At 65.2% G+C, this 24,312-nt stretch carries 21 protein-coding genes; 15 read left to right on the top strand and 6 right to left on the bottom strand.

The window, feature by feature from the left end; translation table 11 throughout:
* Positions 1-3 precede the first annotated feature (3 nt).
* The 6 genes from nuoL to J2X92_RS15795 are packed head-to-tail and all read left to right on the top strand — an operon-like array spanning position 4 to position 6,454.
* Entirely contained in the window at positions 4-2,037 is a 2,034-nt protein-coding gene (gene nuoL / locus J2X92_RS15770; RefSeq protein WP_307576895.1) for an NADH-quinone oxidoreductase subunit L, read from the top strand.
* A 30-nt stretch (positions 2,038-2,067) separates the two neighbouring features.
* Positions 2,068-3,546 (top strand): NADH-quinone oxidoreductase subunit M, encoded by a 1,479-nt coding sequence (locus tag J2X92_RS15775; RefSeq protein WP_307576896.1) that lies wholly within the window; start codon positions 2,068-2,070, stop codon positions 3,544-3,546.
* A 13-nt stretch (positions 3,547-3,559) separates the two neighbouring features.
* On the top strand, positions 3,560-5,047 hold the full coding sequence (gene nuoN / locus J2X92_RS15780; protein WP_307576897.1) for an NADH-quinone oxidoreductase subunit NuoN: 1,488 nt from the start codon (positions 3,560-3,562) through the stop codon (positions 5,045-5,047).
* 16 nt (positions 5,048-5,063) lie between these two features.
* Entirely contained in the window at positions 5,064-5,369 is a 306-nt protein-coding gene (locus tag J2X92_RS15785; protein ID WP_307576898.1) for a DUF2818 family protein, read from the top strand.
* Position 5,370: 1 nt separating this feature from the next.
* Positions 5,371-5,979 carry an NUDIX domain-containing protein gene (locus J2X92_RS15790; protein ID WP_307576899.1) on the top strand — a complete coding sequence of 203 codons (609 nt, stop codon included), beginning with the start codon at positions 5,371-5,373 and terminating at the stop codon, positions 5,977-5,979.
* Between the two features lie 7 nt (positions 5,980-5,986).
* Positions 5,987-6,454, top strand: coding sequence for a DUF1178 family protein (locus J2X92_RS15795; RefSeq protein WP_307576900.1), 468 nt, complete (start codon positions 5,987-5,989; stop codon positions 6,452-6,454).
* Positions 6,455-6,476: 22 nt separating this feature from the next.
* Here the strand turns inward: J2X92_RS15795 and J2X92_RS15800 are convergent, their stop codons facing one another.
* Positions 6,477-8,261: an ABC transporter transmembrane domain-containing protein gene (locus tag J2X92_RS15800; RefSeq protein WP_307576901.1), complete on the bottom strand. Its 1,785-nt coding sequence runs from the start codon at positions 8,259-8,261 to the stop codon at positions 6,477-6,479.
* Positions 8,262-8,337: 76 nt separating this feature from the next.
* Here J2X92_RS15800 and J2X92_RS15805 point away from each other — a divergent pair, with 76 nt between their 5' ends.
* From J2X92_RS15805 to J2X92_RS15820, 4 genes are read left to right on the top strand one after another with little or no spacing between them, the layout of a single operon-like run.
* Positions 8,338-8,874, top strand: coding sequence for a MarR family winged helix-turn-helix transcriptional regulator (locus J2X92_RS15805; protein ID WP_093017457.1), 537 nt, complete (start codon positions 8,338-8,340; stop codon positions 8,872-8,874).
* Positions 8,867-10,345, top strand: a complete 1,479-nt coding sequence (locus J2X92_RS15810) for an efflux transporter outer membrane subunit (RefSeq protein ID WP_307576902.1) — start codon at positions 8,867-8,869, stop codon at positions 10,343-10,345. Before J2X92_RS15805 ends, J2X92_RS15810 begins: the two co-directional genes overlap by 8 nt.
* 29 nt (positions 10,346-10,374) lie before the next feature.
* Positions 10,375-11,718: an HlyD family secretion protein gene (locus tag J2X92_RS15815; RefSeq protein WP_307576903.1), complete on the top strand. Its 1,344-nt coding sequence runs from the start codon at positions 10,375-10,377 to the stop codon at positions 11,716-11,718.
* Positions 11,719-11,748: 30 nt separating this feature from the next.
* A complete protein-coding gene (locus J2X92_RS15820; protein ID WP_307576904.1) occupies positions 11,749-13,311 on the top strand; it encodes a DHA2 family efflux MFS transporter permease subunit in 1,563 nt (520 codons plus the stop codon).
* A gap of 27 nt (positions 13,312-13,338) precedes the next feature.
* Here the strand turns inward: J2X92_RS15820 and J2X92_RS15825 are convergent, their stop codons facing one another.
* Complete coding sequence (locus J2X92_RS15825; RefSeq protein WP_307576905.1) at positions 13,339-14,538, bottom strand: AGE family epimerase/isomerase; 1,200 nt, start codon at positions 14,536-14,538, stop codon at positions 13,339-13,341.
* A gap of 216 nt (positions 14,539-14,754) precedes the next feature.
* Between J2X92_RS15825 and J2X92_RS15830 the strand changes: the two genes are divergently transcribed.
* From J2X92_RS15830 to J2X92_RS15850, 5 genes are all read left to right on the top strand, one after another.
* Positions 14,755-15,525: an ABC transporter ATP-binding protein gene (locus J2X92_RS15830; RefSeq protein ID WP_307576906.1), complete on the top strand. Its 771-nt coding sequence runs from the start codon at positions 14,755-14,757 to the stop codon at positions 15,523-15,525.
* A gap of 1 nt (position 15,526) precedes the next feature.
* Positions 15,527-16,234, top strand: a complete 708-nt coding sequence (locus tag J2X92_RS15835; protein ID WP_307576907.1) for an ABC transporter ATP-binding protein — start codon at positions 15,527-15,529, stop codon at positions 16,232-16,234.
* Positions 16,235-16,290: 56 nt separating this feature from the next.
* Positions 16,291-17,487, top strand: coding sequence for an ABC transporter substrate-binding protein (locus J2X92_RS15840; RefSeq protein WP_307576908.1), 1,197 nt, complete (start codon positions 16,291-16,293; stop codon positions 17,485-17,487).
* 125 nt (positions 17,488-17,612) lie between these two features.
* Positions 17,613-18,488, top strand: coding sequence for a branched-chain amino acid ABC transporter permease (locus J2X92_RS15845; RefSeq protein WP_307576909.1), 876 nt, complete (start codon positions 17,613-17,615; stop codon positions 18,486-18,488).
* Between the two features lie 4 nt (positions 18,489-18,492).
* The gene (locus J2X92_RS15850) at positions 18,493-19,476 is read left to right on the top strand and encodes a branched-chain amino acid ABC transporter permease (protein WP_307576910.1); all 984 of its coding nucleotides are present in this window, start codon (positions 18,493-18,495) and stop codon (positions 19,474-19,476) included.
* Positions 19,477-19,533: 57 nt separating this feature from the next.
* Here the strand turns inward: J2X92_RS15850 and J2X92_RS15855 are convergent, their stop codons facing one another.
* The 4 genes from J2X92_RS15855 to J2X92_RS15870 form a co-directional block, all read right to left on the bottom strand.
* Positions 19,534-21,375, bottom strand: a complete 1,842-nt coding sequence (locus tag J2X92_RS15855) for a bifunctional metallophosphatase/5'-nucleotidase (protein WP_307576912.1) — start codon at positions 21,373-21,375, stop codon at positions 19,534-19,536.
* Between the two features lie 81 nt (positions 21,376-21,456).
* Entirely contained in the window at positions 21,457-21,927 is a 471-nt protein-coding gene (locus tag J2X92_RS15860) for a hypothetical protein (RefSeq protein ID WP_307576913.1), read from the bottom strand.
* A gap of 89 nt (positions 21,928-22,016) precedes the next feature.
* Entirely contained in the window at positions 22,017-23,054 is a 1,038-nt protein-coding gene (locus tag J2X92_RS15865; protein ID WP_307576914.1) for a lipocalin-like domain-containing protein, read from the bottom strand.
* A 41-nt stretch (positions 23,055-23,095) separates the two neighbouring features.
* The gene (locus J2X92_RS15870) at positions 23,096-24,157 is read right to left on the bottom strand and encodes a PLP-dependent cysteine synthase family protein (protein WP_307576915.1); all 1,062 of its coding nucleotides are present in this window, start codon (positions 24,155-24,157) and stop codon (positions 23,096-23,098) included.
* Positions 24,158-24,312: the final 155 nt, after the last annotated feature.

Below are 24,312 nucleotides of genomic sequence, written 5' to 3' on the forward strand. Positions count from 1 at the left end.
AGTATGAGCGCAACCCTTTCTGCATCCACCCTGCTGGCCGTGCCGCTGGCACCCCTGGTCGGCGCCGTCGTCGCCGGCCTGTTCGGCACCAAGTTCGGCGGCAACCACATCGGCCGCAAAGTCACGCATTCGCTGACCATCCTCGGCGTTTTCGTCGCCTTCATCATTTCGGCAATGACGCTGAAGTCGGTCATTGTGGACGGCGCCCGCTTCAACGCCACCCTCTACGAATGGATGGTGGTCGGCGGCCTCAAGATGGAAGTCGGATTCCTGGTCGACGGCCTTACGGCCATGATGATGTGCGTGGTGACCTTCGTGTCGCTGATGGTGCACGTCTACACCATCGGCTACATGGAAGAAGACGAGGGCTACAACCGCTTCTTCGCCTACATCTCGCTGTTCACCTTCTCGATGCTGATGCTCGTCATGAGCAACAACATGCTCCAGCTGTTCTTCGGCTGGGAAGCGGTGGGCCTGGTGTCGTACCTGCTGATCGGCTTCTGGTTCAACAGGCCCACGGCCATCTTCGCGAACATGAAGGCGTTCCTGGTCAACCGGGTGGGCGACTTCGGCTTCATTCTCGGCATTGGCCTCATTGCAGCCTACGCTGGCACGCTGAACTACGGCGAAGCCTTCGCCAAGGCCGGCACGCTGGCCGGCATCACCTTCCCCGGCACCGAGTGGATGCTGATCACCGTGATCTGCATCTGCCTGTTCATTGGCGCCATGGGCAAGAGCGCGCAGTTTCCGCTGCACGTCTGGCTGCCCGATTCCATGGAAGGCCCCACGCCCATCTCGGCGCTGATCCACGCGGCAACCATGGTGACCGCCGGCATCTTCATGGTGGCGCGCATGTCGCCGCTGTTCGAACTGAGCGACACCGCCTTGAGCTTCATCCTGGTGATCGGTGCCATCACGGCGCTGTTCATGGGCTTCCTCGGCATCATCCAGAACGACATCAAGCGCGTGGTTGCGTACTCGACGCTCTCGCAGCTCGGCTACATGACGGTGGCACTCGGCGCTTCTGCCTATTCGGTCGCGGTGTTCCACCTGATGACGCACGCCTTCTTCAAGGCGCTGCTGTTCCTCGGTGCGGGCTCGGTGATCATCGGCATGCACCACAACCAGGACATCCGCTGGATGGGGGGCGTGCGCAAGTACATGCCGATTACATGGATCACCTCGCTCGTGGGTTCGCTCGCGCTGATCGGCACGCCGTTCTTCTCCGGCTTCTACTCGAAGGACAGCATCATCGAAGCGGTGCACGAAAGCCACCTCTGGGGCGCGCAGTTCGCCTACTACGCGGTGCTGGCTGGCGTGTTCGTGACGGCGTTCTACTCGTTCCGCATGTACTTCCTGGTGTTCCACGGCAAGGAGCGCTACGACCTGAACCCCGACGCGCACCACCACGACGAACATGCCGAGCATGACGAGAACCATGGCCACCACGGCGAGAAGCCGCACGAGTCGCCCTGGGTGGTGTGGCTGCCTCTAGTGCTGCTGGCCATCCCTTCGGTGGTGATCGGCTTCATGACCATCGAGCCGATGCTCTTCGGGGAGTTCTTCAAGGGAGCCATTGCCGTCGACGCCCACAAGCACCATGCCATGAAGGAGCTCGGAGAAGCGTTCCACGGTCCCGTGGCCATGGCAATTCACGGCCTGACGGCGGCGCCGTTCTGGCTGGCGCTGGCCGGCGTAGTGCTGTCGTTCTACATGTACATGGTCAATCCGGCGCTGCCGGCCGCGATCAAGCGCGCCTTCGGACCGATCTACCGCCTGCTGGAAAACAAGTACTACCTCGACTGGTTCAACGAGAACGTCATTGCCCGCGCCACGCGTGGCTTTGGCACCGGCCTGTGGAAGGGCGGCGACCAGGCACTGATCGACGGCGCGTTGGTCAATGGCTCCTGGAAGGTCGTTGGGCGCGTCTCGGGTGCGGTGCGCTGGATCCAGTCGGGCTACATCTATCACTACGCCTTCGCGATGCTGCTCGGCATCTTCATCCTGATGACGTACTTCGTCTGGTTCAAACGCTGAGCTTTGGCTTAGCGCTGGAGAAAAAGAAAAATGGGTTTGTTGAGCCTTGCCATCTGGGTGCCTATCGCATTCGGTGTCGCGCTGCTGGCGTTCGGCCGTGACGAGCACGCCAGGGGCGTGCGCTGGGTCGCACTGATCGGTGCGATCGTCAGTTTCCTGGTGACCGTGCCGCTGTACACGGGCTTCCAGAACGGCACCGCCGCGATGCAGTTCGTCGAAAAGGCGAGCTGGATCACGCGCTTCAATGTCAGCTACCACATCGGCATCGACGGCCTGTCGCTGTGGCTGGTGCTGCTGACCTCGTTCACCACCGTGGTGGTCGTGATCTCGGCCTGGGAAGTGATCAACGAGCGCGTCAACCAATACATGGCCGCGTTCCTGATTCTTTCGGGCTTCATGATCGGGGTGTTCGCCGCGCTCGACGGCATCCTGTTCTACGTGTTCTTCGAAGCCACGCTGATTCCGATGTACCTCATCATCGGCATCTGGGGCGGCCCGAACAAGATCTACGCGGCCTTCAAGTTCTTCATCTACACCTTGCTCGGCTCGCTGCTGACGCTGGTGGCGCTGATCTACCTGTACAACAAGTCGGGCGGCAGCTTCGACATCCTGAGCTGGCACAAGCTGCCGCTGGGTTCCACGGCGCAGACCTTCCTGTTCTTCGCGTTCTTTGCCGCCTTTGCCGTCAAGGTGCCGATGTGGCCGGTCCACACCTGGCTGCCCGACGTGCACGTCGAAGCGCCGACCGGCGGCTCGGCCGTGCTGGCTGCAATCATGCTGAAGCTCGGTGCCTACGGCTTCCTGCGCTTCTCGATGCCCATCGCACCCGACGCCTCGCACGAATGGGCCTGGCTCATGATCGGGCTGTCGCTGATCGCGGTGATTTACGTCGGCCTGGTGGCGCTGGTGCAGGAAGACATGAAGAAGCTGGTGGCGTATTCGTCCGTCGCGCACATGGGCTTCGTCACGCTCGGCTTCTTCATCTTCAACGAGCTCGGCGTGTCCGGCGGCATCGTGCAGATGATTGCGCACGGCTTCGTCTCGGGCGCCATGTTCCTTGGCATTGGCGTGCTGTACGACCGCGTGCATTCGCGCCAGATCGCCGACTACGGCGGCGTGGTCAACACCATGCCCAAGTTTGCCGCGTTCGCGCTGCTGTTCGCCATGGCCAACTGCGGCCTGCCGGGCACCGCTGGTTTCGTGGGCGAGTGGATGGTCATCCTGGGTGCGGTCAAGGCCAACTTCTGGATCGGCCTGGGTGCCGCCACTGCCCTGATCTTCGGTGCGGCCTACACCCTCTGGATGTACAAGCGCGTTTACCTTGGCCCGGTCGGCAACGACCACGTCAAGGAACTCACCGACATCAATGCCCGCGAATTCCTGATGCTGTCGCTGCTGGCCATTGCCGTGCTGTGGATGGGCATCTATCCGAAGCCGTTCACCGCTGCGATGGATGCCTCGGTCACGGAGCTCCTGCGCCACGTGGCAACCTCGAAACTGCCACGCTGAAGAAGAGAACGAGATGATTGACAAACTCAGCTGGGTCGCGATCTACCCCGAAATCGTGCTGCTGGTCATGGCCTGCATCATTGCGCTGGTCGACCTGTCCAGCACCAGTGCGCAGCGCACGCGCACCTACATCCTGACGCTGCTCACGCTCACGGTGGTGGCCGTGCTGACCGGCATCGCCGCCAACGACGGCAAGACGGTCTACGGCTTCGGCGGCATGGTCGTGAGCGACCCCATGGGCAACTGGCTCAAGTGCTTTGCCACCGTCGCCCTGATGGTCACGCTGGTCTACGGCCGGCCCTATGCGGCGGACCGCGACATGCTGCGCGGCGGTGAAATGTTCACCATCAGCATGTTTGCGCTGCTGGGCATGTTCGTGATGATCTCGGGCAGCAACTTCCTCTTGATCTACCTGGGCCTTGAACTGCTTACCCTCTCGAGCTACGCGCTGGTGGCGCTGCGCCGCGACAACGCGGTGGCAAGCGAGGCGGCCATGAAGTACTTCGTGCTCGGCGCCATGGCCAGCGGCTTCCTGCTCTATGGCCTCTCCATGATGTACGGCGCGACGGGTTCGCTCGACGTGAACGAGGTGTTCAAGATCATCGCCAGCGGCAAGGTGAACCATCAGGTGCTGGTGTTCGGCCTGGTGTTCATCGTCGCGGGCCTGGCCTTCAAGGTGGGGGCTGCGCCTTTCCACATGTGGGTGCCTGACGTGTACCAGGGCGCCCCGACTGCGGTCACGCTGCTGATTGGCGCGGCGCCCGAGCTGGCCGCCTTCGCGATCATCATCCGCCTGCTGGTGGAAGGGCTGCTGCCGCTGGCAATCGACTGGCAGCAGATGCTGACGCTGCTGGCCATTGCGTCGCTCCTGGTGGGCAACCTGGCCGCCATTGCGCAGACCAACCTCAAGCGTATGCTGGCCTACTCGACCATTGCGCAGATGGGCTTCATGCTGCTTGGCCTGGTGGCGGGCGTGGTCAACGGCAATACCTACAACGCGCAGTTCGCATACAGCGCCTCGATGTTCTACATCGTGACCTACGTGCTGACCACGCTGGCGAGCTTCGGCATCATCCTGCTGCTGGCGCGCGAGGGTTTCGAAAGCGAAGAGATCACCGACCTGGCCGGCCTGAACCAGCGCAGCCCGCTGTACGCCGGCGTGATGGCGATTGCGATGTTCTCGCTCGCGGGCCTGCCGCCGCTGGTCGGGTTCTATGCCAAGCTGGCTGTGCTGCAGGCGCTGATCGCGTCGGGCCAGGCGATCTACATCGGCTTGGCCGTGTTCGCGGTGATCACCTCGCTGATCGGCGCGTTCTACTACCTGCGGGTGGTCAAGGTCATGTATTTCGACGCACCCGTCACGGCCAGCACCGTCTCCGCGCCGCGCGACGTGCGCACCGTGCTGTCGATCAACGGCTTGCTGATTCTCGTGCTGGGCATCGTTCCCGGCGGCCTCATGACGCTGTGCGCCAACGCCATCGTGGCGACGCTGGCCAACTGATCTCGGCCAGCGCACGGTGTCGCAAACCGCCTCGGTCTGGGTCGTGCTCGTGGTGGCGCTCTTGGCCGCCAACCTGCCGTTCCTCAACGACCGGCTGTTTGGCGCCATACGGCTGCGCAGCCAGCCCAAGTCGCTGGCGATCCGCCTTGCCGAACTGGTGACGATGTATTTCGTTGCCGGCGGCGTCGGCCTGCTTTTCGAACGCAGGGCAGGGCAGATCGTCCCGCAGGGCTGGGAGTTCTATGCGGTGACCGGCGCGCTCTTCATCGTGCTGGCATTTCCAGGATTCACCTGGCGTTACCTCATGAAGCACAGGCACTGACATGACTTCCATCTCCACTGCCGAATCGCACCTGAAGGAAGAACGCACCGCCAGCGAGGTCCTGCTCAAGGGCAATTTCCTCCAGGTCTGTCGCGACACCGTGCGCCTGCCCGACGGTCACACCGCCACGCGCGAATACGTGATCCATCCAGGCGCGGTGGTGGTGGTTCCGCTGCTCGACGACGGCCGCGTGGTGCTGGAGCGCCAGTACCGCTACCCCGTCGCGCACGTCATGACTGAGTTTCCAGCCGGCAAGCTCGACGCGGGCGAGGATCCGTTTCTCTGCGGCCAGCGCGAACTGCTTGAGGAAACCGGCTACACAGCGCGCGAATGGGCCTATGCCGGCGCCATGCACCTGGCGGTGGCGTATTCCACCGAGATCATCCACATCTACTTTGCGCGGGGCCTTTCGCTCGGCACGCGCCAGCTCGACCACGGCGAGTTTCTTGACGTGTTCACGGCCACGCCGCAGGAAGTGGCCGGCTGGTGCCGTGACGGCACGATCACCGACGCCAAGTCGCTTACTTGCGCGCTCTGGCTGCAGAACGTCCTCTCGGGCGCATGGGAACTCGATTGGCAGTCCCCCGCTGCGCAAGGCGGCGCGGGATAATCCGCGCATGAAGGTTCTCGATCTACGCTGCTCGCATGGCCACGGCTTCGAAGGCTGGTTTGCGTCCAACGAGGCGTTTGAAACCCAGCTCTCGGCCGGTCTGGTCGAATGCCCGGTCTGCGCCGACACGCGCATCGTCAAGCTTCTGAGCGCGCCGCGCCTCAACCTCGGCAACGCCAAGGCGCCGGCGGAGGCCGCGGCATCCTCGGCCCCGGACTCGCCCGGCAAGGCGCAGCTGCCGGCCGAAATGTCTCCCGAGGCACGCTGGATGCGCGCGGTGCGCGAGGTCCTCGCAAAGACGGAGGACGTCGGCGAGCGCTTTGCCGACGAGGCGCGCAAGATGCACTACGGCGAAGCCGAGGAGCGCGGCATCCGCGGCCAGGCCACCCGTGAGCAGACCGAGGCGCTGCTCGAAGAAGGCATTCCGGTGATGCCGCTGCCGATTCCGGCCGCGCTCAAGGAAACGCTCCAGTAATCACTTTCCTGCTGCTGCAGGATCAAGCCGTGAATTGAAGGGCCGCCAAGCGGGCATAGACCCCGCCTTGCGCCACCAGCGTGGCATGTGTTCCATGCTCGACGATGCCGCCGTGATCCAGCACGATGATGCGGTCGGCTTTCTGCACGGTCGCCAGACGGTGCGCAATCACCAGGGTGGTCCGGCCTTCCATGGCGGATTCGAGCGCAGCCTGCACCATGCGCTCGCTCTCCGCATCGAGCGCGCTCGTTGCTTCGTCCAGCAAGAGGAGAGGCGGGTTCTTGAGAATGGCGCGCGCAATCGCGATGCGCTGGCGCTGTCCGCCCGACAAGCGCACTCCGCGCTCGCCCAGGAAAGTGTCGTAGCCCTCGGGCAGAGCCTTGAGAAAGTCGTGTGCGAAGGCCGCTCGGGCGGCGGCATGCACCTCGTCCGCGGTGGCGTCGGGACGGCCATAGCGGATGTTCTCGAAAGCGCTGGCCGAGAAGATCACTGCGTCCTGCGGCACCAGGCCGATGCGGGTGCGCAGATCGGGCAGCGCGAGCGCGGCCAGCGGCACGCCGTCGAGCAGCAGCCGCCCCGACTGCGGGTCGTAGTAGCGCAGCAGCAGCTGGAACACCGTGCTCTTGCCCGCGCCGCTCGAGCCCACCAGCGCCACCGTTTCTCCGGGCGCGATGTGGAGGCTGAAGTCCTTCAGCGCCGGGGTGCCGGGCCGCGACGGATAGTGGAAGGTCACCGCCTCGAACTTGACCGCGCTGCCCGCCACGGGAATGGCTGCAGCCGCCGGATTCGGCGGGGAGACGATCGCCGCGGGCGCATGCAGCAGTTCCATCAGGCGTTCGGTGGCGCCCGCCGCGCGCAGCAGGTCGCCATACACCTCGCCGAGCACGGCGGTCGCGCTCGCGAGAATGGCCACGTAGACCACGGTCTGCCCCAGGTGGCCGGCCGTGATGTCGCCGCGCAGCACCGCCTGCGTGCCCTGGTACAGGCCCCAGAGCAGCGCGGCCGAGGTGGCGATGATGATGAAGGCCACCAGCACCGAGCGCGCCTTGGTGCGGCGCACGGCGGTCCTGAATGCATTCTCGGTCGAGGTGTTGAAGCGGCCGGCTTCGCGCGATTCGGCCGTGTAGCTTTGCACCACCGGAATCGCATTAAGGACCTCGGCGGCGATGGCGCTCGAGTCGGCCACCCGGTCCTGGCTGGCGCGCGACAGCTTGCGCACGCGCCGGCCGAACCACATGCTCGGCAGCACCACCAGCACCAGGATGCCCAGCACCTGAACCATCACGTAGGGATTGGTCCAGATCAGCACCGCCAGCGCGCCCACGCCCATGACCGCGTTGCGCAAGCCCATGCTCAGCGATGAGCCGACCACCGTCTGTACCAGGGTGGTGTCGGCCGTCAGGCGCGACAGCACTTCGCCAGTTTGCGTCGTCTCGAAGAACGCGGGGCTCTGGCGCAGCACGTGGTTGTATACGGCGTTGCGCAAGTCGGCGGTGACGCGCTCGCCAAGCCAGCTCACCGTGTAGAAGCGCGCAGCTGAAAAAAGCCCGAGAGCCACGGCCACCGCGAAGAGGGCGCCGAAGTGCTCGCGCAGCGCCATGGTTTGTGCGCCCTTGTCTGCACTGACCAGGCCGCCGTCGATCAAGCTGCGCAGCGCCAGCGGAAACACCAGTGTCGTGATGGCCGCGAACACCAGAAAGATGCCCGCCAGAACGATTTGGATGCGGTATGGCCGAAGAAAGGGGCTCAAGCCCGACAGCGACCGGGGCGAGCCCTTGGCTGGAGTAGACAGAGGGGAAGAAGCCATGGCGCGGATTCTACCGACGCTTGCCGTCACAAAGGCAGCCTTGACAATAATTGCTTGGGCAACTAATATTCTGGCCATGAGTGATGCAGATACCCCGCAAGTCCCGCCAGCGTCCGGCGACCCCAAGCTCCGGCCGGCGGACTTCTACCGTGCCGAGACCTACCAGGCCGAGGAGAGCATCGGGTATCTGATGCGGCGCATATTGAGCGCCGTGGCCCAGGCCGTGGAAACTCGCATGTGCGAACCCGGCAGCCCCACCTTCCCCCAATGGTTGCCCCTGTACAAGCTGCACGTTGGCGCGGCCACCACGGTGGCCGAGTTGGCCCGCGCCTGCGAGCTCGACGCAGGCGCCATGACGCGCCTGCTTGACCGCCTCGAGGCCAAGGGCCTGTGCCGCCGCGTCCGCTCGCTGGAAGACCGCCGCGTCGTCAACATCGAACTCACCGAAGAAGGCCGTGCCGCCGCCAAGGAAGTCCCGCACGTGCTGAGCCGCGTGCAGAACGAGCATCTGGCGGGTTTCACCAACGAAGAGTGGGAGCAGCTCAAGGGTTACCTGCGCCGCATCCTCGACAACGCGCAGGCCCTCGCGGCCCGTGGAGAAAAAAATGACTGAATCTCTTGCCGCGCGCGTGGCGCGCCGCACCCCCGTCGTCGCTGCTGCGCTCCTTGTGGTCGCGCTGGCCGGTTGTGCCGATATGGCCGGCATCGGCTCGGAGGCGAAGCTTCGCGATGCGTCGTCGCTCGGCATTGCCGCCGACAGCCGCGCAGCCGTCGTACCCAGTGTCGACAGCCAATGGTGGCGAGCCTTCGGCGATGCGCAGCTCGACACGCTGATCGACCAGGCCGTGGCCGGCAATCCGAATCTCCAGGTGGCACGCGCGCGCCTCGCGCGGGCGCAGGCTTCCGCGGACATCGCCGAGTCGGCCCTGAAGCCCAAGGTGAATGGCGAACTCGACCTGAATCGCCAGAAGTTCAACAGCAACTACATCTATCCCGCCCCGCTGGGCGGCTCGACGCAGAACATCGGCCTCCTGCAGCTCGGCGCAAGCTGGGAGCTCGACTTCTTCGGCAAGAACCGCACGGCGCTGGAAGCCGCCATCGGCAGCGCCAATGCCGCGGCCGCCGATGCCGATGCCGCACGCGTGCTGCTGGCCAGCAACGTGGCGCGCAGCTACTTCCAGTGGGCTCGGTTGAACGAGCAGCTCGGCGTGGCCCAGCGCACGCTGGCTCAGCGCGACGAAACACTCAAGCTCGTTCGCGATCGCGTTTCCGCAGGCCTGGACACCCGCCTCGAACTTCGCCAAAGCGAAGGCGGCCTGCCCGAAGCGCGCCAGCAGATCGAAGCGCTCAACGAACAGATCGCGCTGCAGCAGCACGCACTCGATGCGCTTGTCGGCCAGCCCAATGTGTCGGCGTCGCTCAAGCCGCCGGTGCTCGAAGCCGTCAAGCCCATCGCGTTGCAGGCCAACATTCCGGCCGATCTGCTGGGACGTCGTGCCGACATTGCCGCTGCGCGCTGGCGCGTCGAGGCCGCCTCCAGCGACGTGGCCAATGCCAAGACCCAGTTCTATCCCAACGTGAACCTCACGGCCTTCGTCGGCTTCCAGAGCCTCGGATTCGGCAAGCTGCTCAAGTCGGGCAGCGAGCAGTGGGGCGTGGGCCCGGCCATCCATCTGCCGATCTTCGAAGGGGGCCGGCTGCGCGCCAACCTGCGCGGCAAGGCGGCCGACCTGGACGGCGCGATAGAGAGCTACAACGCCACCGTTCTCGATGCGGTGCGCGACGCAGCCGACCAGGTGTCGAGCGCCCAGTCGATCGCCCGCCAGCAGGCCGAACAGCGCGCCGCGCAGACGGCAGCCGAAGGTGCCTACGACATCGCCGTGCAGCGCTACCGCGCCGGCCTCGGCAACTATCTCAACGTGCTGACCGCGGAAACCTCCGTGCTCGCGCAGCGCCGGCTGGCGGTCGATCTTGCCGCCCGCGCGCTCGACACGCAGGTGGGCCTGGCACGCGCGCTCGGCGGCGGATGGCAGCCGCCCGCGACGGCCACCGCCACGGCACCGGCTTCATCCGCACTGAACTGAACTGAACCGACTTCGGAAAGAACTTCATCATGAGCGACAACAACACTCCGACATCCGCTGCAGCGAATACTTCCGCGGCTCCCGAAGCACCCGCCGGCAACGGCAAGCGCCGGCGTGCGCTCACGGCGCTCGCGGCCGTGGTGATCGTGGCCGGCGGCGGCTGGGGCCTATACGAATGGCTGGTTGCCAGCCACTACGAAGACACCGACAACGCCTACGTGCAGGGCAACGTCATCCAGATCACGCCGCAGATCGGCGGCACCGTCATGGCCATCAACGCCGACGACACGGACTTCGTGAAGGCCGGACAGCCGCTGGTGCAACTGGACCCCGCCGATGCGAAGGTGGCGCTCGAGCAGGCCGAGGCCGCGCTCGCGCAGGCCGTGCGCCAGGTGCGCACGCTGTATGCCAACAACGGCTCGCTGGCCGCGCAGGTTACGCTGCGCCAGTCCGACATCGCCCGGGCGCAGAGCGACATCGCCAAGGCGCAGGACGACCTGCAGCGCCGCCGCGCGTTGTCGGGTAACGGCGCGGTTTCGAAGGAAGAACTCAACCACGCCGAGACGTCGCTCGACAATGCGAAGAGCCAGCTGGCTGCTGCGCAGGCAGGCGTGGTGGCCGCGCGCGAAGCGCTGGCCAGCAACCAGTCGCTGACCGAAGGCACCAGCGTGGCGCAGCACCCGAGCGTGCTGGCCGCGGCGGCCAAGGTGCGCGAGGCCTACCTCGCCACGCAGCGCGTGGCGCTGCCGGCGCCGGTCGACGGCTACGTGGCCAAGCGCACCGTGCAGCTCGGCCAGCGCGTGGCAGCAGGCACGCCGATGATGTCCATCGTGCCGCTCAACCAGCTGTGGGTCGATGCCAACTTCAAGGAAGTGCAGCTGCGCAACATCCGCATCGACCAGCCCGTGAAGCTCAAGGCCGACGTCTACGGCAAGAAGGTCGAATACACCGGCAAGGTTGCGGGCCTGGGTGTGGGCACCGGCAGCGCCTTTGCGCTGCTGCCTGCGCAGAACGCCACCGGCAACTGGATCAAGGTGGTGCAGCGCGTGCCGGTCCGCATTGCGCTCGACCCTGAGCAGCTCAAGGCCAACCCGCTGCGCATCGGCCTCTCGATGGATGCAGAGATCGACATCTCGCAGAAGGGCGGCAAGATGCTGGCCGATGCGCCGCGCGCCACCGCCATGTCGCAGACGCAGGTCTACAGCAAGCTCGACCAGGGTGCCGACGCCGAAGTCGATCGCATCGTTGCCGCGAACCTCGGACGCGGCGCGCCGGCAGGTTCTGTTGTGCCTGCGGCGGCCCGCTCGGCCGCGCCGGCAGCCAGCGCCGGCACCGCGGCGCAAGGTGCTTCTTCGCAGTCCCACCCCGGCTGATCGTCTCAACGGATTCCTGAGGCAAAGCCAATGGCCACTGCTGCTCCCGCTTACGTTGCGCATCCGCCGCTCGAGGGCGCCGCCCGCGTCTGGGGCACGATCGCGCTCTCGGCCGCCACCTTCATGAACGTGCTCGACTCGTCGATTGCGAACGTGTCGCTGCCGGCTATCTCTGGCGACCTGGGCGTTAGCACCACGCAAGGCACCTGGGTCATCACCAGCTTCGCGGTGGCCAATGCCATCGCGGTGCCGCTCACGGGTTTCATGACGCAGCGCTTCGGCCAGGTGCGCCTGTTCATGGCCAGCGTGATCCTGTTCATGGTTGCCTCTCTGTTGTGCGGCCTGGCGCCGAACATGACGACGCTGATCCTGTTTCGCGCGCTGCAGGGCTTCGTTGCCGGTCCGATGATTCCGCTGTCGCAGACGCTGCTGCTGTCGAGCTACCCGCGCGCCAAGGCGGGCCTCGCGATGGCGATGTGGTCGATGACGACGCTGGTTGCCCCGGTGATGGGGCCGCTGCTCGGCGGCTGGATCACCGACAACATCTCTTGGCCGTGGATCTTCTACATCAACATCCCGGTGGGCATCGTGGCCGCGGCCATTACCTGGGCGCTCTACCGCAAGCGCGAGAGCACCACGCACAAGGTGCCGATCGACGCCATCGGCCTCGCGCTGCTGGTGCTGTGGGTCGGCTCGATGCAGCTCATGCTCGACAAGGGCAAGGAACTCGACTGGTTCCATTCGCCCGAGATCGTCACGATGGCCGTCATCGCCGTGGTCGGCTTTGCTTTCTTCCTCATCTGGGAGCTGACCGACAAGCATCCGGTGGTCGACCTGTCGCTCTTCAAGCGCCGCAACTTCTGGTCGGGCGCGGTGGCCACCGCCGTGGCGTACGGCCTGTTCTTCGGCAACGTCGTGCTGCTGCCGCTGTGGCTGCAGCAATGGATGGGCTACACCGCCACGCAGGCCGGCATGATCATGGCGCCGGTGGGTCTGCTCGCCATCTTCTTCTCGCCGGTGGTCGGGCTCACGGTCGGCAAGATCGATCCGCGCCGCTACGCCACCTTCTCGTTCCTGGTGTTCGCGCTGGTGCTGTGGATGCGGTCGAACTTCAACACGCAGGCCGACTTCGTGACGATCATCATCCCGACGATCATCCAGGGCATTGCGATGGCGTTCTTCTTCATTCCGCTCGTAACCATCACGCTGTCGGGCCTGACGCCCGATCGCATTCCGGCCGCGTCGGGGTTGTCGAACTTCCTGCGGATCACCGCGGGCGCGATGGGCACGTCGATCACCACCACGCTGTGGGAGAACCGGGCCGCGCTGCATCACTCGCAGCTGGCGGAATCGGTGAACCAGGGCAACAACGCGGCGACCAGCGCCATGTCCGGCCTGGCGAGCAGCGGCTTGAGCACGGAGCAGGTACTGGGGCAGGTCAACCGCATCGTCGATCAGCAATCGTTCATGCTGGCCACCAACGACATCTTCTATGCGTCAGCCATCCTGTTCCTGCTGCTGATTCCGCTGGTGTGGCTGGCAAGGCCGCAAAAGGGCGGCGCGGGCGGCGATGCCGCGGCAGGCGCGCACTAGGCTCGTGAAGAAGAAAGGCGCGCTGCTTCAGGCGCCGAGTGCGCGCAGCACGTCGTAGCACGCACCCATGGTGTGATAGTCGGTCTTGCCGGCGGGGCTCTTCTCGTCGCTCAGCTTGCGGTTGTCCGGCGTGAGGATGCGATACCACGCACCGTGCCGGTGATCGACGAAGTGCGCCCAGCTATAGGCCCAGATGCGGTCGTACCAGTTCCAGTAGGCGTCGTCGCCGGTGCGCACGGCGAGGAGTGCGGCCGCGGCAAAGCTCTCGGCCTGCACCCAAAAGTACTTGTCGCCGTCGCACACCGTGCCATCGGGGCCGAATCCGTAGACCAGTCCGTCGTTCACGGGATCCCAGCCGCGCAGCATGGCGGTGTCGAAGAAGTGCCGGGCACGCGGCACGATCCAATCCGCCTCGCGGCCTGAGGCAACCAGCGCGCGCTCAAGCTGAAGCAACAGCTTGGCCCATTCGGTGAGATGGCCGGTCTGGAAACCCCAGGGCCGGAAGATGTTGCTCTTGTCGCCGCGGTTGTAGTCCCAGTCGACCGACCAGTCTTCGCGGTAGTGCTCCCACACCAGCCCATCGGCCAGCGCGGCCTGCCGGCCCGTGATCGACTCGGCGAGCGTGAGCGCACGATCGAGATAGCGCGCGTCTTGCGTGGCCTCGAACGCGGCGAGCATCGCCTCGCACGCGTGCATGTTGGCGTTCTGGCCTCTATAGGGTTTGACATGCCAGTCGGCGCTGGCCTCGTCCGCATAGAGCGCATGTTGCGGCTCCCAGAAACGCTGTTCCATTAACTCCCAGGTTTGCGCCAGCCCCGCACGCGCTTCGCCGATGCCAGCCACCAGCGCATGCGCGTGCGCGAGCAGCACGAAGGCGAGGCCGTAGCAATGGTTGGTGTCGTCCTGCACTATGGCGCGTGCGTCGTGCCAGTCGATCTGCCATGCGTAGCCGCCGCCCGGCCGCGCGTGTGCATGCTGCACGAAAGCCAAGCCGTGGCGTGCCGCCGCAAGGTCATCCGGCCTGCCGAATCGGCGGTAGGCGATTGCATGGTTAAACACGAAGCGTGTGCTGCTGACCAAGTGACGCGTGCGCCGGTCGTACACCGTGCCGTCGTCCTTGAAGAAGTGGAAGAAGCCGCCTGATGAGTCGCGGCTGACCGGCTCGTAGAAAGCCAGCGTGTGCAGGATGTGGCCTGTCAGGAATTCGGGTGATCGGAACTTCGGCATGGAGCTAGAGGTCAAAACCGGCGGGTCATTGTCATTGTGACGACAGTCATCGATGCAAGGCAGTGATGGCGCGCACAGGTTGCACTGCAGCATAGGCATTTGCCCCAGTATGCAAGCAGGAGGCACCCACGAACAATCAGGCCGCGCTCGGTAGTGGCGCATCGAGATGGACCGCATGACCGACATATCTTTTCTGAACCCGGGCGATTTCGCGAGATGAGCGACGTCATTCTCGAAACGCGCCAGCTCACCAAGGAATTCAAGGGGTTCACCGCGGTCAGCAAGGTCAATCTGTCGGTGGTGCGCGGCTCCATCCATGCGCTCATCGGGCCCAACGGCGCCGGCAAGACCACCTGCTTCAACCTGCTCACCAAGTTTCTCGAGCCGACCAGCGGTACGATCCTTTTCAACGGGCAGGACATCACGGGCGAACGGCCGGCGCAGATCGCTCGGCGCGGCATCATCCGCTCGTTCCAGATCTCGGCGGTGTTCCCTCATCTCACGCTGCTCGAGAACGTGCGCCTCGGGCTGCAGCGCGCGCTCGGCACTTCGTACCATTTCTGGAAGAGCGAGAAGACGCTCGTGCCGCTCGATTCACGCGCCCGCGAACTGTTGGCTGAAGTCGGCCTCGCGGACCAAGCCGACGAGCTGACCGTGAACCTGCCGTACGGCCACAAGCGCGCACTCGAGATTGCCACCACGCTGGCCATGGATCCCGAGCTGATGCTGCTCGACGAGCCCACGCAGGGCATGGGCCATGAAGACGTGCACCGCGTGGCCGAACTCATCAAGCGCGTGTCTGCGGGCCGCACAATCCTCATGGTCGAGCACAACATGAGTGTGGTCTCGACCATTGCCGACACCATCACCGTGCTCCAGCGCGGCGCCGTGCTGGCCGAAGGGCCATACGCCGAAGTCTCGAAGAATCCGCAGGTGATGGAGGCCTACATGGGCACGACCGACGGCCAGTTGCAAGGAGCGCATTGACATGACCGCCGCGCTCGAAATCAAAGGCCTGCACGCCTGGTACGGCGAATCGCACGTGCTGCACGGCGTCAACATGGTGGTGCAGCCCGGCGAGGTGGTCACGCTGCTTGGGCGCAACGGCGCGGGGCGCACCAGCACGCTGCGCGCGATCATGGGCTTGACCGGCTCGCGCAAGGGCAGCATCGAAGTCAACGGCGTGCAGACAATCGGCATGGCGACGCACCGCATCGCGCACCTGGGCATTGGCTATTGCCCCGAAGAGCGCGGCATCTTCGCCAGCCTCTCGGCGGAAGAAAACCTGATGCTGCCCCCGGCGCTCAAGGGTGCGGGGCAGGGCATGTCGGTGGCCGAGATCTACGAGATGTTTCCCAATCTGGCCGAGCGCCGCAACAGCCCGGGCACGCGGCTTTCGGGCGGCGAGCAGCAGATGCTCGCGGTGGCGCGCATCCTGCGCACCGGCGCCAAGCTGCTGCTGCTCGACGAAATTTCCGAAGGCCTGGCGCCGGTCATCGTGCAGGCGCTGGCCCGCATGATCCACACCCTCCGCGCCAAGGGCTACACCATCGTGATGGTGGAGCAGAACTTCCGCTTCGCGGCGCCGTTGGCCGACCGCTTCTACGTGATGGAGCACGGCCGCATGGTCGAGGCCTTCGGCGCCAAGGAACTCGACGCCAAGATGCCCGTGCTCAGCGAACTGCTGGGCGTGTAGCCGCGGCCGCCATCGCTTTTTTTCCGTTGACTCTCTCAACCATCCCAGGAGACACCATGCAAAACAAGCTCAAGATCATTGCACTCATGCTCGGCGCCGCGGGTCTTGCCAGCCATGCCGTGCAGGCGCAGGAGAAGGTCGTCATCGGCTACATCAGCGACCTGTCGGGCCTGTACGCCGACCTGGAAGGCAAGGGCGGCGCAACGGCCATCCAGATGGCCATCGACGACATGGGCGGCAAGGTGCTCGGCCAGCCAGTGGAAGTGCTGAGCGTCGACCACCAGAACAAGCCCGACATCGCGGCCTCAAAGGCGCGTGAATGGATCGACACGGCTGGCGCGACGATGATCTTCGCCGGTACCAACTCGGGTGTTGCGCTCGCTACCGCCAAGGTGGCGCAGGAGAAGAAGCGCGTGTTCTTCACCAACGGTGCAGCAACTTCGGCACTCACCAACGCGCAGTGCAGCCCCTACACCGTGCACTACGCCTACGACACGGTCGCGCTGGCCAAGAGCACCGGCGGCGCAGTGGTCGACACCGGCGGCAAGAGCTGGTTCTTTTTGACGGCCGACTATGCCTTCGGCCATGCGCTCGAGGCCGACACGGCCAAGGTCGTCAAGTCCAAGGGCGGCACCGTGGTGGGCGCCGTGCGCGCACCGCTCAACGCATCGGACTTCTCGTCCTTCCTGCTGCAGGCGCAGAATTCCAAGGCGCAGGTGCTGGGCCTGGCCAACGCCGGCGGCGACTTCATCAACTCGATGAAGGCGTCGAAGGAATTCGGCATCGACAAGTCGATGAAGGTTGCGGGCCTCCTGGTGTTTCTCACCGACGTGAAGAGCCTGGGCCTGCCGGCCACGCAAGGCCTGCTGCACACCACCAGCTGGTACTGGGACGCCGACGACGAGTCGCGCAAGTGGGCGGCCCGCTACGAAGCCAAGACCAAGAACAAGCCAACCGACATCCAGGCTGCTGATTACTCGGCCACCATGGCCTATCTGAAGGCCGTCGAGGCCGTGAAGAGCACCGACGCCGACAAGGTCATGGCCCAGCTCAAGAAGACGCCTATCAACGACTTCTACGCCAAGGGCATGATCCGCCCCGATGGCCGCATGGTGCACGACATGCTGCTGGCCGAGGTCAAGAAGCCGTCGGAATCCAAGGGCCCGTGGGACCTGCTGAAGATCGTCAAGAAGGTGCCGGGCGACCAGGTCTACACGACCAAGGAAGAGAGCACCTGCGCGCTCTGGAAATAACTGTTGATCGCCCTCCAGCCTTCGCGCACTGCATGCCGCTTCGCCAACCCCCGTGAGCGGGGGGTGGCCGTGCGCGGCGGCTTCGTTGCGAAGCCGCTGCCGTCTTTCCGAACCTCGCCTTTACGATGAACATTTCCCTGCCTGCCCTGTTGAGCCAGCTCCTGTTGGGGCTGGTCAACGGGTCGTTCTACGCGATCCTGAGCCTCGGGCTGGCGGTGATCTTCGGTCTGCTCAACGTCATCAACTTTGCGCATGGCGCGCTGTTCATGATGGGGGCGGTGCTGTCGTGGATGGCGATGACCTACTTCAACGTCAACTACTGGGTCATGCTGGTGGTGGCGCCGCTGATCGTCGGCCTGTTCGGCGTGCTGATCGAGCGGCTTTTGCTGCGCTGGATCTACAAGCTAGACCACCTCTACGGCCTGCTGCTCACGCTCGGCCTCACGCTGCTGATCGAAGGCGGCTTCCGCTCCGTGTATGGCGTCTCGGGCCTGGCCTACAGCACGCCCGAAGCGCTGAGCGGCGGCACCAATCTCGGCTTCATGTTTTTGCCCAACTATCGCGCCTGGGTGGTGGTGGCATCGCTGGTCGTGTGCTTTGCCACCTGGTATGCCATCGAAAAGACGCGGCTCGGCGCCTACCTGCGCGCGGGCACCGAGAACCCGCGGCTGGTCGAGGCCTTCGGCGTCAACGTGCCGTTGATGGTGACGCTGACCTACGGCTTCGGTGTGGCGCTGGCCGCATTTGCGGGCGTGCTTGCCGCGCCGGTGATCCAGATCTCACCGCTGATGGGACAGAACCTCATCATCATCGTGTTCGCGGTCGTCGTCATCGGCGGCATGGGCTCGATCATGGGCGCCATTCTCACGGGCCTCGGGCTCGGCGTGATCGAGGGGCTCACCAAGGTGTTCTATCCCGAGGCTTCGGCCACCGTGGTCTTCGTGATCATGGTCGTGGTGCTGCTGATCCGCCCCGCGGGCCTGTTCGGCAGCGAGAAATAAGTTCATGAAGAAAATATCGCTCGTCGTCTACGGTGTGCTGCTGCTGGCGCTCATCGCCGCACCTTTCATAGGCTTCTATCCGGTGTTCGTGATGAAGGTGCTGTGCTTCGCACTCTTCGCCTGCGCCTTCAACCTGCTGCTGGGCTACACCGGCATGCTGTCATTCGGGCATGCCGCGTTCCTGGGCGGCGCTGCCTACCTCACGGGCCATGCGCTCAAGGTGTGGCACCTGACGCCCGAGCTCGGACTGATCGCGGGCACGCTGGCCGGCGCGCTGCTGGGGCTGGTGTTCGGCTGGCTCGCCATCCGCCGCCAAGGCATCTACTTTTCGATGATCACGCTGGCGCTTGCGCAGATGATGTATTTCGTCGCGCTGCAAGCACCCTTCACGGGCGGCGAGGACGGCCTGCAGAGCGTGCCGCGCGGCAAGCTCTTCGGCCTCATCGACCTGCGCAACGACCTCACCATGTACTACGTCGCACTGGTGATCGTGGTGGCGGCCTTCCTGCTTATCGCACGGACCGTGCACTCGCCTTTCGGGCAAGTGCTCAAGGGCATCAAGGAGAACGAGCCGCGCGCCATCTCGCTGGGCTACGACGTCAATCGCTTCAAGCTGCTGGCGTTCGTGATATCGGCCGCGCTGTCGGGCCTGGCAGGCTCGCTCAAGACGCTGGTGCTCGGCTTCGCGTCGCTCAGCGACGTGCACTGGACCGCATCGGGCCACGTGATTCTCATGACGCTGGTGGGCGGGCTCGGCACGCTCTCGGGGCCGCTGGTGGGTTCGGCGGTCGTCGTTCTGCTGGAGAACAAGGTCGGCGACTTCGGCACCTTCATGGCACGCCTGACCGGTGTCGACTGGTTCAACACGCTCGGCGAATCGGTCACCATGGTCACCGGCCTGATCTTCGTGGTCTGCGTGCTGGCATTCCGCAAAGGCATCATGGGCGAGGTCATCGCGTTTTTCGACCGCAGGCGGGGCAAGGTCTGAAACGAAAGAAAGAAGGGCGGACCCTGTACGCCCTTTCGCTTCGGACACAAAGCCCGTTCAGGGCAGCGCGGTGATGCGGTTGGTCGAAGGCGGTGCCAGCGGGCTGTTCGCCTTGATGTAGGCCTCCAGCGCATCCACGTCCTGGTCGCCGCCGAGCGTGTCGGTGCCCTGGTTGAAGACCGTGAAGTTGTCTCCGCCGGTGGCCAGGAAGCTGTTCATCGTCACGCGGTAGCTTGTGCCGTCGGCCATCGCGGTGCCATTGAGCGCCATGTTGCTGATGCGCGAACCCGCGGGCGCCGAGAGGCTGTAGCTGTAGCTCAGGCTGCGAGAAGGCAGCAACACCCGCGGCGAAGCAACCGTGTTGGTGCCGCTGTTGAACTGCTGCTCCAGCAGTGCCTTGATCTGCGCTCCCGTCATCGTCTTCACCACCAGGCTGTTGCCAAAGGGCTGCACACTGAAGATCTGGCCATAGGTCACGCTGCCGTCACCGGCCGGCACGAGGTCGGCGCGCACACCGCCGGGGTTCATGAACGCGATCTGCGCGCCGCCCTTGTTGCTGGGGCTCGTGGCGTCGAGCTGCGCATCCGCGATCAGGTTGCCGAGCACGCTCTCGCGCGATGCCGTCTGCGTGCGCGTGGCCGGGCCGGAGAGCGTGCCCACCACCCGCTGCACCAGCGGCGCTGCGATCGAGAGGTATTGGCTGACGAGCGCGGCCACCTGCTGGTTCTTGCCGAACGTCGGGTACTGGTCGGTCAGCGCAATCGTGCTGGCGCCGCTGGTGTACGCCTCGCCCTGGACGATCACGTTGTCGGCCGACCTGGCCGTGACCTTGCGCGTCCGCGTGTCGATCGTCAGGTTGATGTCGGTCAGCAAGGTACCGTACTGGCCGGCGCTCGTCAGAAGGAAGGGCTTGGCCGGGTTGGTCTTGCCGTAGTCGCAGATGTACGAGCGGTGCGTATGGCCCGAGATCACCACGTCGACCGATGCGTCCAGCTTGTCGAGGATCGGCAGGATGTCGCCGCTCAGCCCGGCGCAGCTCTTGTCGTTATAGCCCACCGTGGTCGTGCCGCCTTCGTGGACCACCACGACGATGGCGTCGGCGCCCTGTGCCTTCAGCTGCGGAATCAATGCGTTGGCGGTGTCCGCTTCGTCCTTGAAGCTCAAGCCGGCAACGCCGGCGGGCGTCACGATACTGGGCGTTCCCTTGAGGGTCATGCCGATGAACGCCACCTTCACCGTGGCGCCATCCTTCGTGAAGGTCTTCATGCCCGTGGCGGGAAACAGCGTGGTGCCGTCGGTCTTCACGGTGTTGGCCGCCAGGAAGCCGAAGTTGGCGCCCGGAAAGGCCTTGTTGACGCGGCAGGGCTCCAGCGGCGTGTTCTTGGCGCAGCCGCCGTTCTTCATGCGCAGGAGTTCGGTCTGGCCCTTGTCGAACTCGTGATTGCCCACGGCGTTGAAGTCGATCTTCATCTCGTTCACGGCCTCGATGGTCGGCTCGTCGAGGAACAGCGCCGACACCAGCGGCGAGGCGCCGATCATGTCGCCGGCGGACACCACTGCGTTGTTCTCGTTCTTTGCCTTGAGCGACGCGATGGCCGAAGCGAGGTAGGCTGCGCCGCCGGCGGGGACCGCGACCGTGCCGCCGCTCTTGGCCGGCGCGGTGATCGACAGCCTGGGCGGCTCGAGGTTGCCGTGCAAGTCGTTGAAGGCAATGAGCTTCACGTCCACGCTGCCGGGCGTGGCCGGAGCCGGCGCGGGCGCTGGCGGCGCGGGGGGCGGTGCAGGCGCGGCGGCGACGGGAAGAAAGCCGTTCGAATTGCTGCTGCTTCCGCCGCAGGCGGACAGCGTGGCCAACGCAATCCCCGCCAGGACGAGATGTGGTTTCAATGATGCGTGCATGAGCCTCTCCTCTGTGTGGAATGCAGCGCATGCTGAAGATGGCAGATGACGTCGCCGTGACGCCGCGTTGCGAACGGGCTCTCAGGGCAGGGCGATCAGGCGAATGGTCACGCCGCGGCCGAAGGCGCGTTTCAGCAGCTCGCTGGTTTGCGCACTGCGCGCGTCGCCGGGCGACTGCACGGCGAGCCACCCATCATCGGCTCGCCGCTGCAGATGCCAGCCCTCCTGCCCCAGTTGGAGGACAGCGGCAAGCGCCGCAACGTCCGCCACCGGCAGTGCTGCGGGCGTGATGTCCAGCCAGTCCACCACCTGATCGGCCTCGCCGCCGAGCCTTGCCGCGGCGCCTTCGACCAGCGCGTGCTGCGTGGCGACGTCCCTCACCGCACCTTGAAGGATGATGCCGTTGCCATGCCAGCGAATTTCAAACATCGCGGTGTTCGCCGGCGGGGCAGCACGAAGCGCAGTCGCGTATGCCCATGCAGCGCCCGCTGCAGCGGCCAGGGCAAGCACCAGCAGCAACGCGACGTTGATGATCGGGGGTCTGTTCTTCATTCGAGCCTTGGCGGCACCACGTGCATGTCGAACGCCGAGTTCAGGGGCTCGGCATGACGGCGTGATGACAGCCGGGCTGCTTCGTGAGATCAGAGCCTCAGCGGTGCGGCGTAGCCGGTCATCTCCAGGTAGCCACGGCCGATGCGCCGGCCTTGCGCGTCGAGCAGGTCGCTGACGCCTTCCCAATACACCCCGCCGGTCGAGCCGCGGCTGTCGAGCTCCTGGTCGTCGAGCAGGGCGCGCACTTCGAAGTTCCCTGACGGCGTTTGCACGCGCCACTGTGTCGGATACTTCGCCTGCGTGCGCGGGCTGCTCCACGCCTTGGTACCGTCGAAGCGCACCTCGTCGCTGCCGAAGCTGCGCAGCGCACCCTCGCGGGTGCGAAACGAACCGCCCGCCCACAGCGCACCGCCGTCGGCGCGCCGCAGGCGAAAGGCGGTGAGGGCGCTGCCGTCCTCCAGGTTCATGCCGATCCAGTCCCAACCCACCGCATCGGGATGCATCAGCGCCTCGCTCCATTCGTGGTCGAGCCACGCTGTGCCGTCGACGTCGAATGACTGGCCTTTCTTGAGCCCCAGCTTGCCTTGGGTTTTCAGCTGCGGTTCGCTGTAGTAGTAGCTTGCCTGTGCTTCTTCGGGGCCCTTGCGTGAGAGCCCGGCCTTGCCCTGCAGCAGCACCGGCTGCGTGGGCGTGAAGCGCAGGTCGATCGAAAACTCCCCGGCCGGAATGTGCGCCGAATAGCTGCCGTCCTTGTTGCGAAGCAGCGACCAGTCGCGTAGCCGCACGTCGGTATCGGCTTCGCTCGCCGATGCAATGCCAAAGCCGGCGCGAGCAATGCGCTGGTCATGCAGTAGCACGCGGCCTTCCAGATCGGTGACGGCTGCGTGCGCGAACACGAGGTGCTTGGCCGCAAAGGCCGAGCGCAGCTTTTGCGCCGCATCGACGCGTGAGCGGAAGAACGTCACCTGAAAACCGAACTCGCGTCCCGATGCCGTCTTCGCGTGGCCCGTGATGTACCACCACTCGGTTTGCAGATCGGGATGGCTGCCGAAGTCGCGCGGGAACTGCAGGGTGCGCGCGGGCAAGGCCCAGCTTGCGGGCGATGCGGCCGCAAGCGCCGCGAGCATCAAGCTGCGCCGAGAAAGATGGCTGCAGGCCCGCGTCGGCATTACTCCGCAACCATCGCGTCGATGCGCTGCTGCGCCGGTCCAATGTCGCCGAAGGTGCTTTGCACCCAGGCCGCATCGTGATAGCTCGGCAGATAGCGCTCGCCCGCGTCGCACAGCAGCGAAAGGATGGAACCCTGCCGTCCGGCCGCGCGCATCTCGCGTGCGATGGCCAGCATGCCGACGAAGTTGGTGCCGGTCGAGGGCCCGACCTTGCGCCCTAGCAGCGCCGAAAGCGCATGCATGGCCGCGACCGAATCGAGATTGGGCACCTCGATCATGCGGTCGACCAGCGTGCGGATGAAGCTCGGCTCCACGCGCGGCCGTCCGATGCCTTCGATGCGCGAGCCCGCCGCGGTCAGCGTGGCATCGCCCGTGTGGTGATAGGCCGAAAACACCGAGCCTTCGGGGTCAGCCACGCACACCTGCGTGTCGTGGCAGCGAAAGCGCACATAGCGCCCGATGGTGGCGCTGGTGCCGCCGGTGCCCGCGCCCACCACGATCCACGCCGGCACCGGATGCCGCTCGCGCGCCATCTGCTGGAACATGCTTTCTGCGATGTTGTTGTTGCCGCGCCAGTCGGTCGCGCGTTCGGCATAGGTGAACTGGTCCATGTAGTGGCCGCCGGTCTGCTCGGCGAGCGCGCGCGCCTCTTCGTAGACCTGCGCCGCGTGATCGACGAAGTGGCAGCGCGCGCCGTAGAAGGCGATTTGTGCCACTTTCTCTGGTGAGGTGCTGCGCGGCATCACGGCGATGAAGGGCAGGCCCAGCAGGCGCGCGAAGTAGGCCTCGCTCACTGCCGTCGAGCCGCTCGAAGCCTCGACGATGGTCGTGCCTTCGCGCACCCATCCGTTGCACAGTGCGTAGAGGAAGAGCGATCGCGCCAAGCGGTGCTTGAGGCTGCCTGTGGGATGGGTCGACTCGTCTTTCAGGTACAGGTCGATGCCTTGGGCGGCGAGCGTTGGCAGCGGCAGCGGGATGAGGTGCGTGTCGGCGCTGCGGTGGTAGTCGGCTTCGATGCGGCGGATGGCTTTGCTTTGCCAGCTGAGGGGTGTTTGCTGCATATGGTGTGCAGTCTACAAGTCACGGGACTGTTGGGCTTGGTTTGTTTCCCGAGGCCGGGTCTCGCCCCGGCGGGCGACCTACTTTTCTTTGCTTCGCCAAAGAAACGTAGGCAAAAGAAAGGCGACCCCACTGTCTGCGACCCTTCGCTTCGCTG

Origin of the sequence: Variovorax paradoxus (assembly GCF_030811855.1) — a bacterium.
GTDB lineage: Bacteria > Pseudomonadota > Gammaproteobacteria > Burkholderiales > Burkholderiaceae_C > Variovorax > Variovorax paradoxus_L.

What these genes read in the sequence shown, in the direction of transcription:
- J2X92_RS15860 (WP_307576913.1), bottom strand. Translation starts at nt 21,927, where the DNA reads ATGAAGAACAGACCCCCGATCATCAACGTCGCGTTGCTGCTGGTGCTT.
- J2X92_RS15820 (WP_307576904.1), top strand. Translation starts at nt 11,749, where the DNA reads ATGGCCACTGCTGCTCCCGCTTACGTTGCGCATCCGCCGCTCGAGGGC.
- J2X92_RS15855 (WP_307576912.1), bottom strand. Translation starts at nt 21,375, where the DNA reads ATGCACGCATCATTGAAACCACATCTCGTCCTGGCGGGGATTGCGTTG.
- J2X92_RS15815 (WP_307576903.1), top strand. Translation starts at nt 10,375, where the DNA reads ATGAGCGACAACAACACTCCGACATCCGCTGCAGCGAATACTTCCGCG.
- J2X92_RS15800 (WP_307576901.1), bottom strand. Translation starts at nt 8,261, where the DNA reads ATGGCTTCTTCCCCTCTGTCTACTCCAGCCAAGGGCTCGCCCCGGTCG.
- J2X92_RS15775 (WP_307576896.1), top strand. Translation starts at nt 2,068, where the DNA reads ATGGGTTTGTTGAGCCTTGCCATCTGGGTGCCTATCGCATTCGGTGTC.
- J2X92_RS15795 (WP_307576900.1), top strand. Translation starts at nt 5,987, where the DNA reads ATGAAGGTTCTCGATCTACGCTGCTCGCATGGCCACGGCTTCGAAGGC.
- nuoL (WP_307576895.1), top strand. Translation starts at nt 4, where the DNA reads ATGAGCGCAACCCTTTCTGCATCCACCCTGCTGGCCGTGCCGCTGGCA.
- J2X92_RS15865 (WP_307576914.1), bottom strand. Translation starts at nt 23,054, where the DNA reads ATGCTCGCGGCGCTTGCGGCCGCATCGCCCGCAAGCTGGGCCTTGCCC.
- J2X92_RS15810 (WP_307576902.1), top strand. Translation starts at nt 8,867, where the DNA reads ATGACTGAATCTCTTGCCGCGCGCGTGGCGCGCCGCACCCCCGTCGTC.
- J2X92_RS15830 (WP_307576906.1), top strand. Translation starts at nt 14,755, where the DNA reads ATGAGCGACGTCATTCTCGAAACGCGCCAGCTCACCAAGGAATTCAAG.
- J2X92_RS15790 (WP_307576899.1), top strand. Translation starts at nt 5,371, where the DNA reads ATGACTTCCATCTCCACTGCCGAATCGCACCTGAAGGAAGAACGCACC.
- J2X92_RS15835 (WP_307576907.1), top strand. Translation starts at nt 15,527, where the DNA reads ATGACCGCCGCGCTCGAAATCAAAGGCCTGCACGCCTGGTACGGCGAA.
- J2X92_RS15840 (WP_307576908.1), top strand. Translation starts at nt 16,291, where the DNA reads ATGCAAAACAAGCTCAAGATCATTGCACTCATGCTCGGCGCCGCGGGT.
- J2X92_RS15870 (WP_307576915.1), bottom strand. Translation starts at nt 24,157, where the DNA reads ATGCAGCAAACACCCCTCAGCTGGCAAAGCAAAGCCATCCGCCGCATC.
- J2X92_RS15850 (WP_307576910.1), top strand. Translation starts at nt 18,493, where the DNA reads ATGAAGAAAATATCGCTCGTCGTCTACGGTGTGCTGCTGCTGGCGCTC.
- J2X92_RS15845 (WP_307576909.1), top strand. Translation starts at nt 17,613, where the DNA reads ATGAACATTTCCCTGCCTGCCCTGTTGAGCCAGCTCCTGTTGGGGCTG.
- nuoN (WP_307576897.1), top strand. Translation starts at nt 3,560, where the DNA reads ATGATTGACAAACTCAGCTGGGTCGCGATCTACCCCGAAATCGTGCTG.
- J2X92_RS15805 (WP_093017457.1), top strand. Translation starts at nt 8,338, where the DNA reads ATGAGTGATGCAGATACCCCGCAAGTCCCGCCAGCGTCCGGCGACCCC.
- J2X92_RS15825 (WP_307576905.1), bottom strand. Translation starts at nt 14,538, where the DNA reads ATGCCGAAGTTCCGATCACCCGAATTCCTGACAGGCCACATCCTGCAC.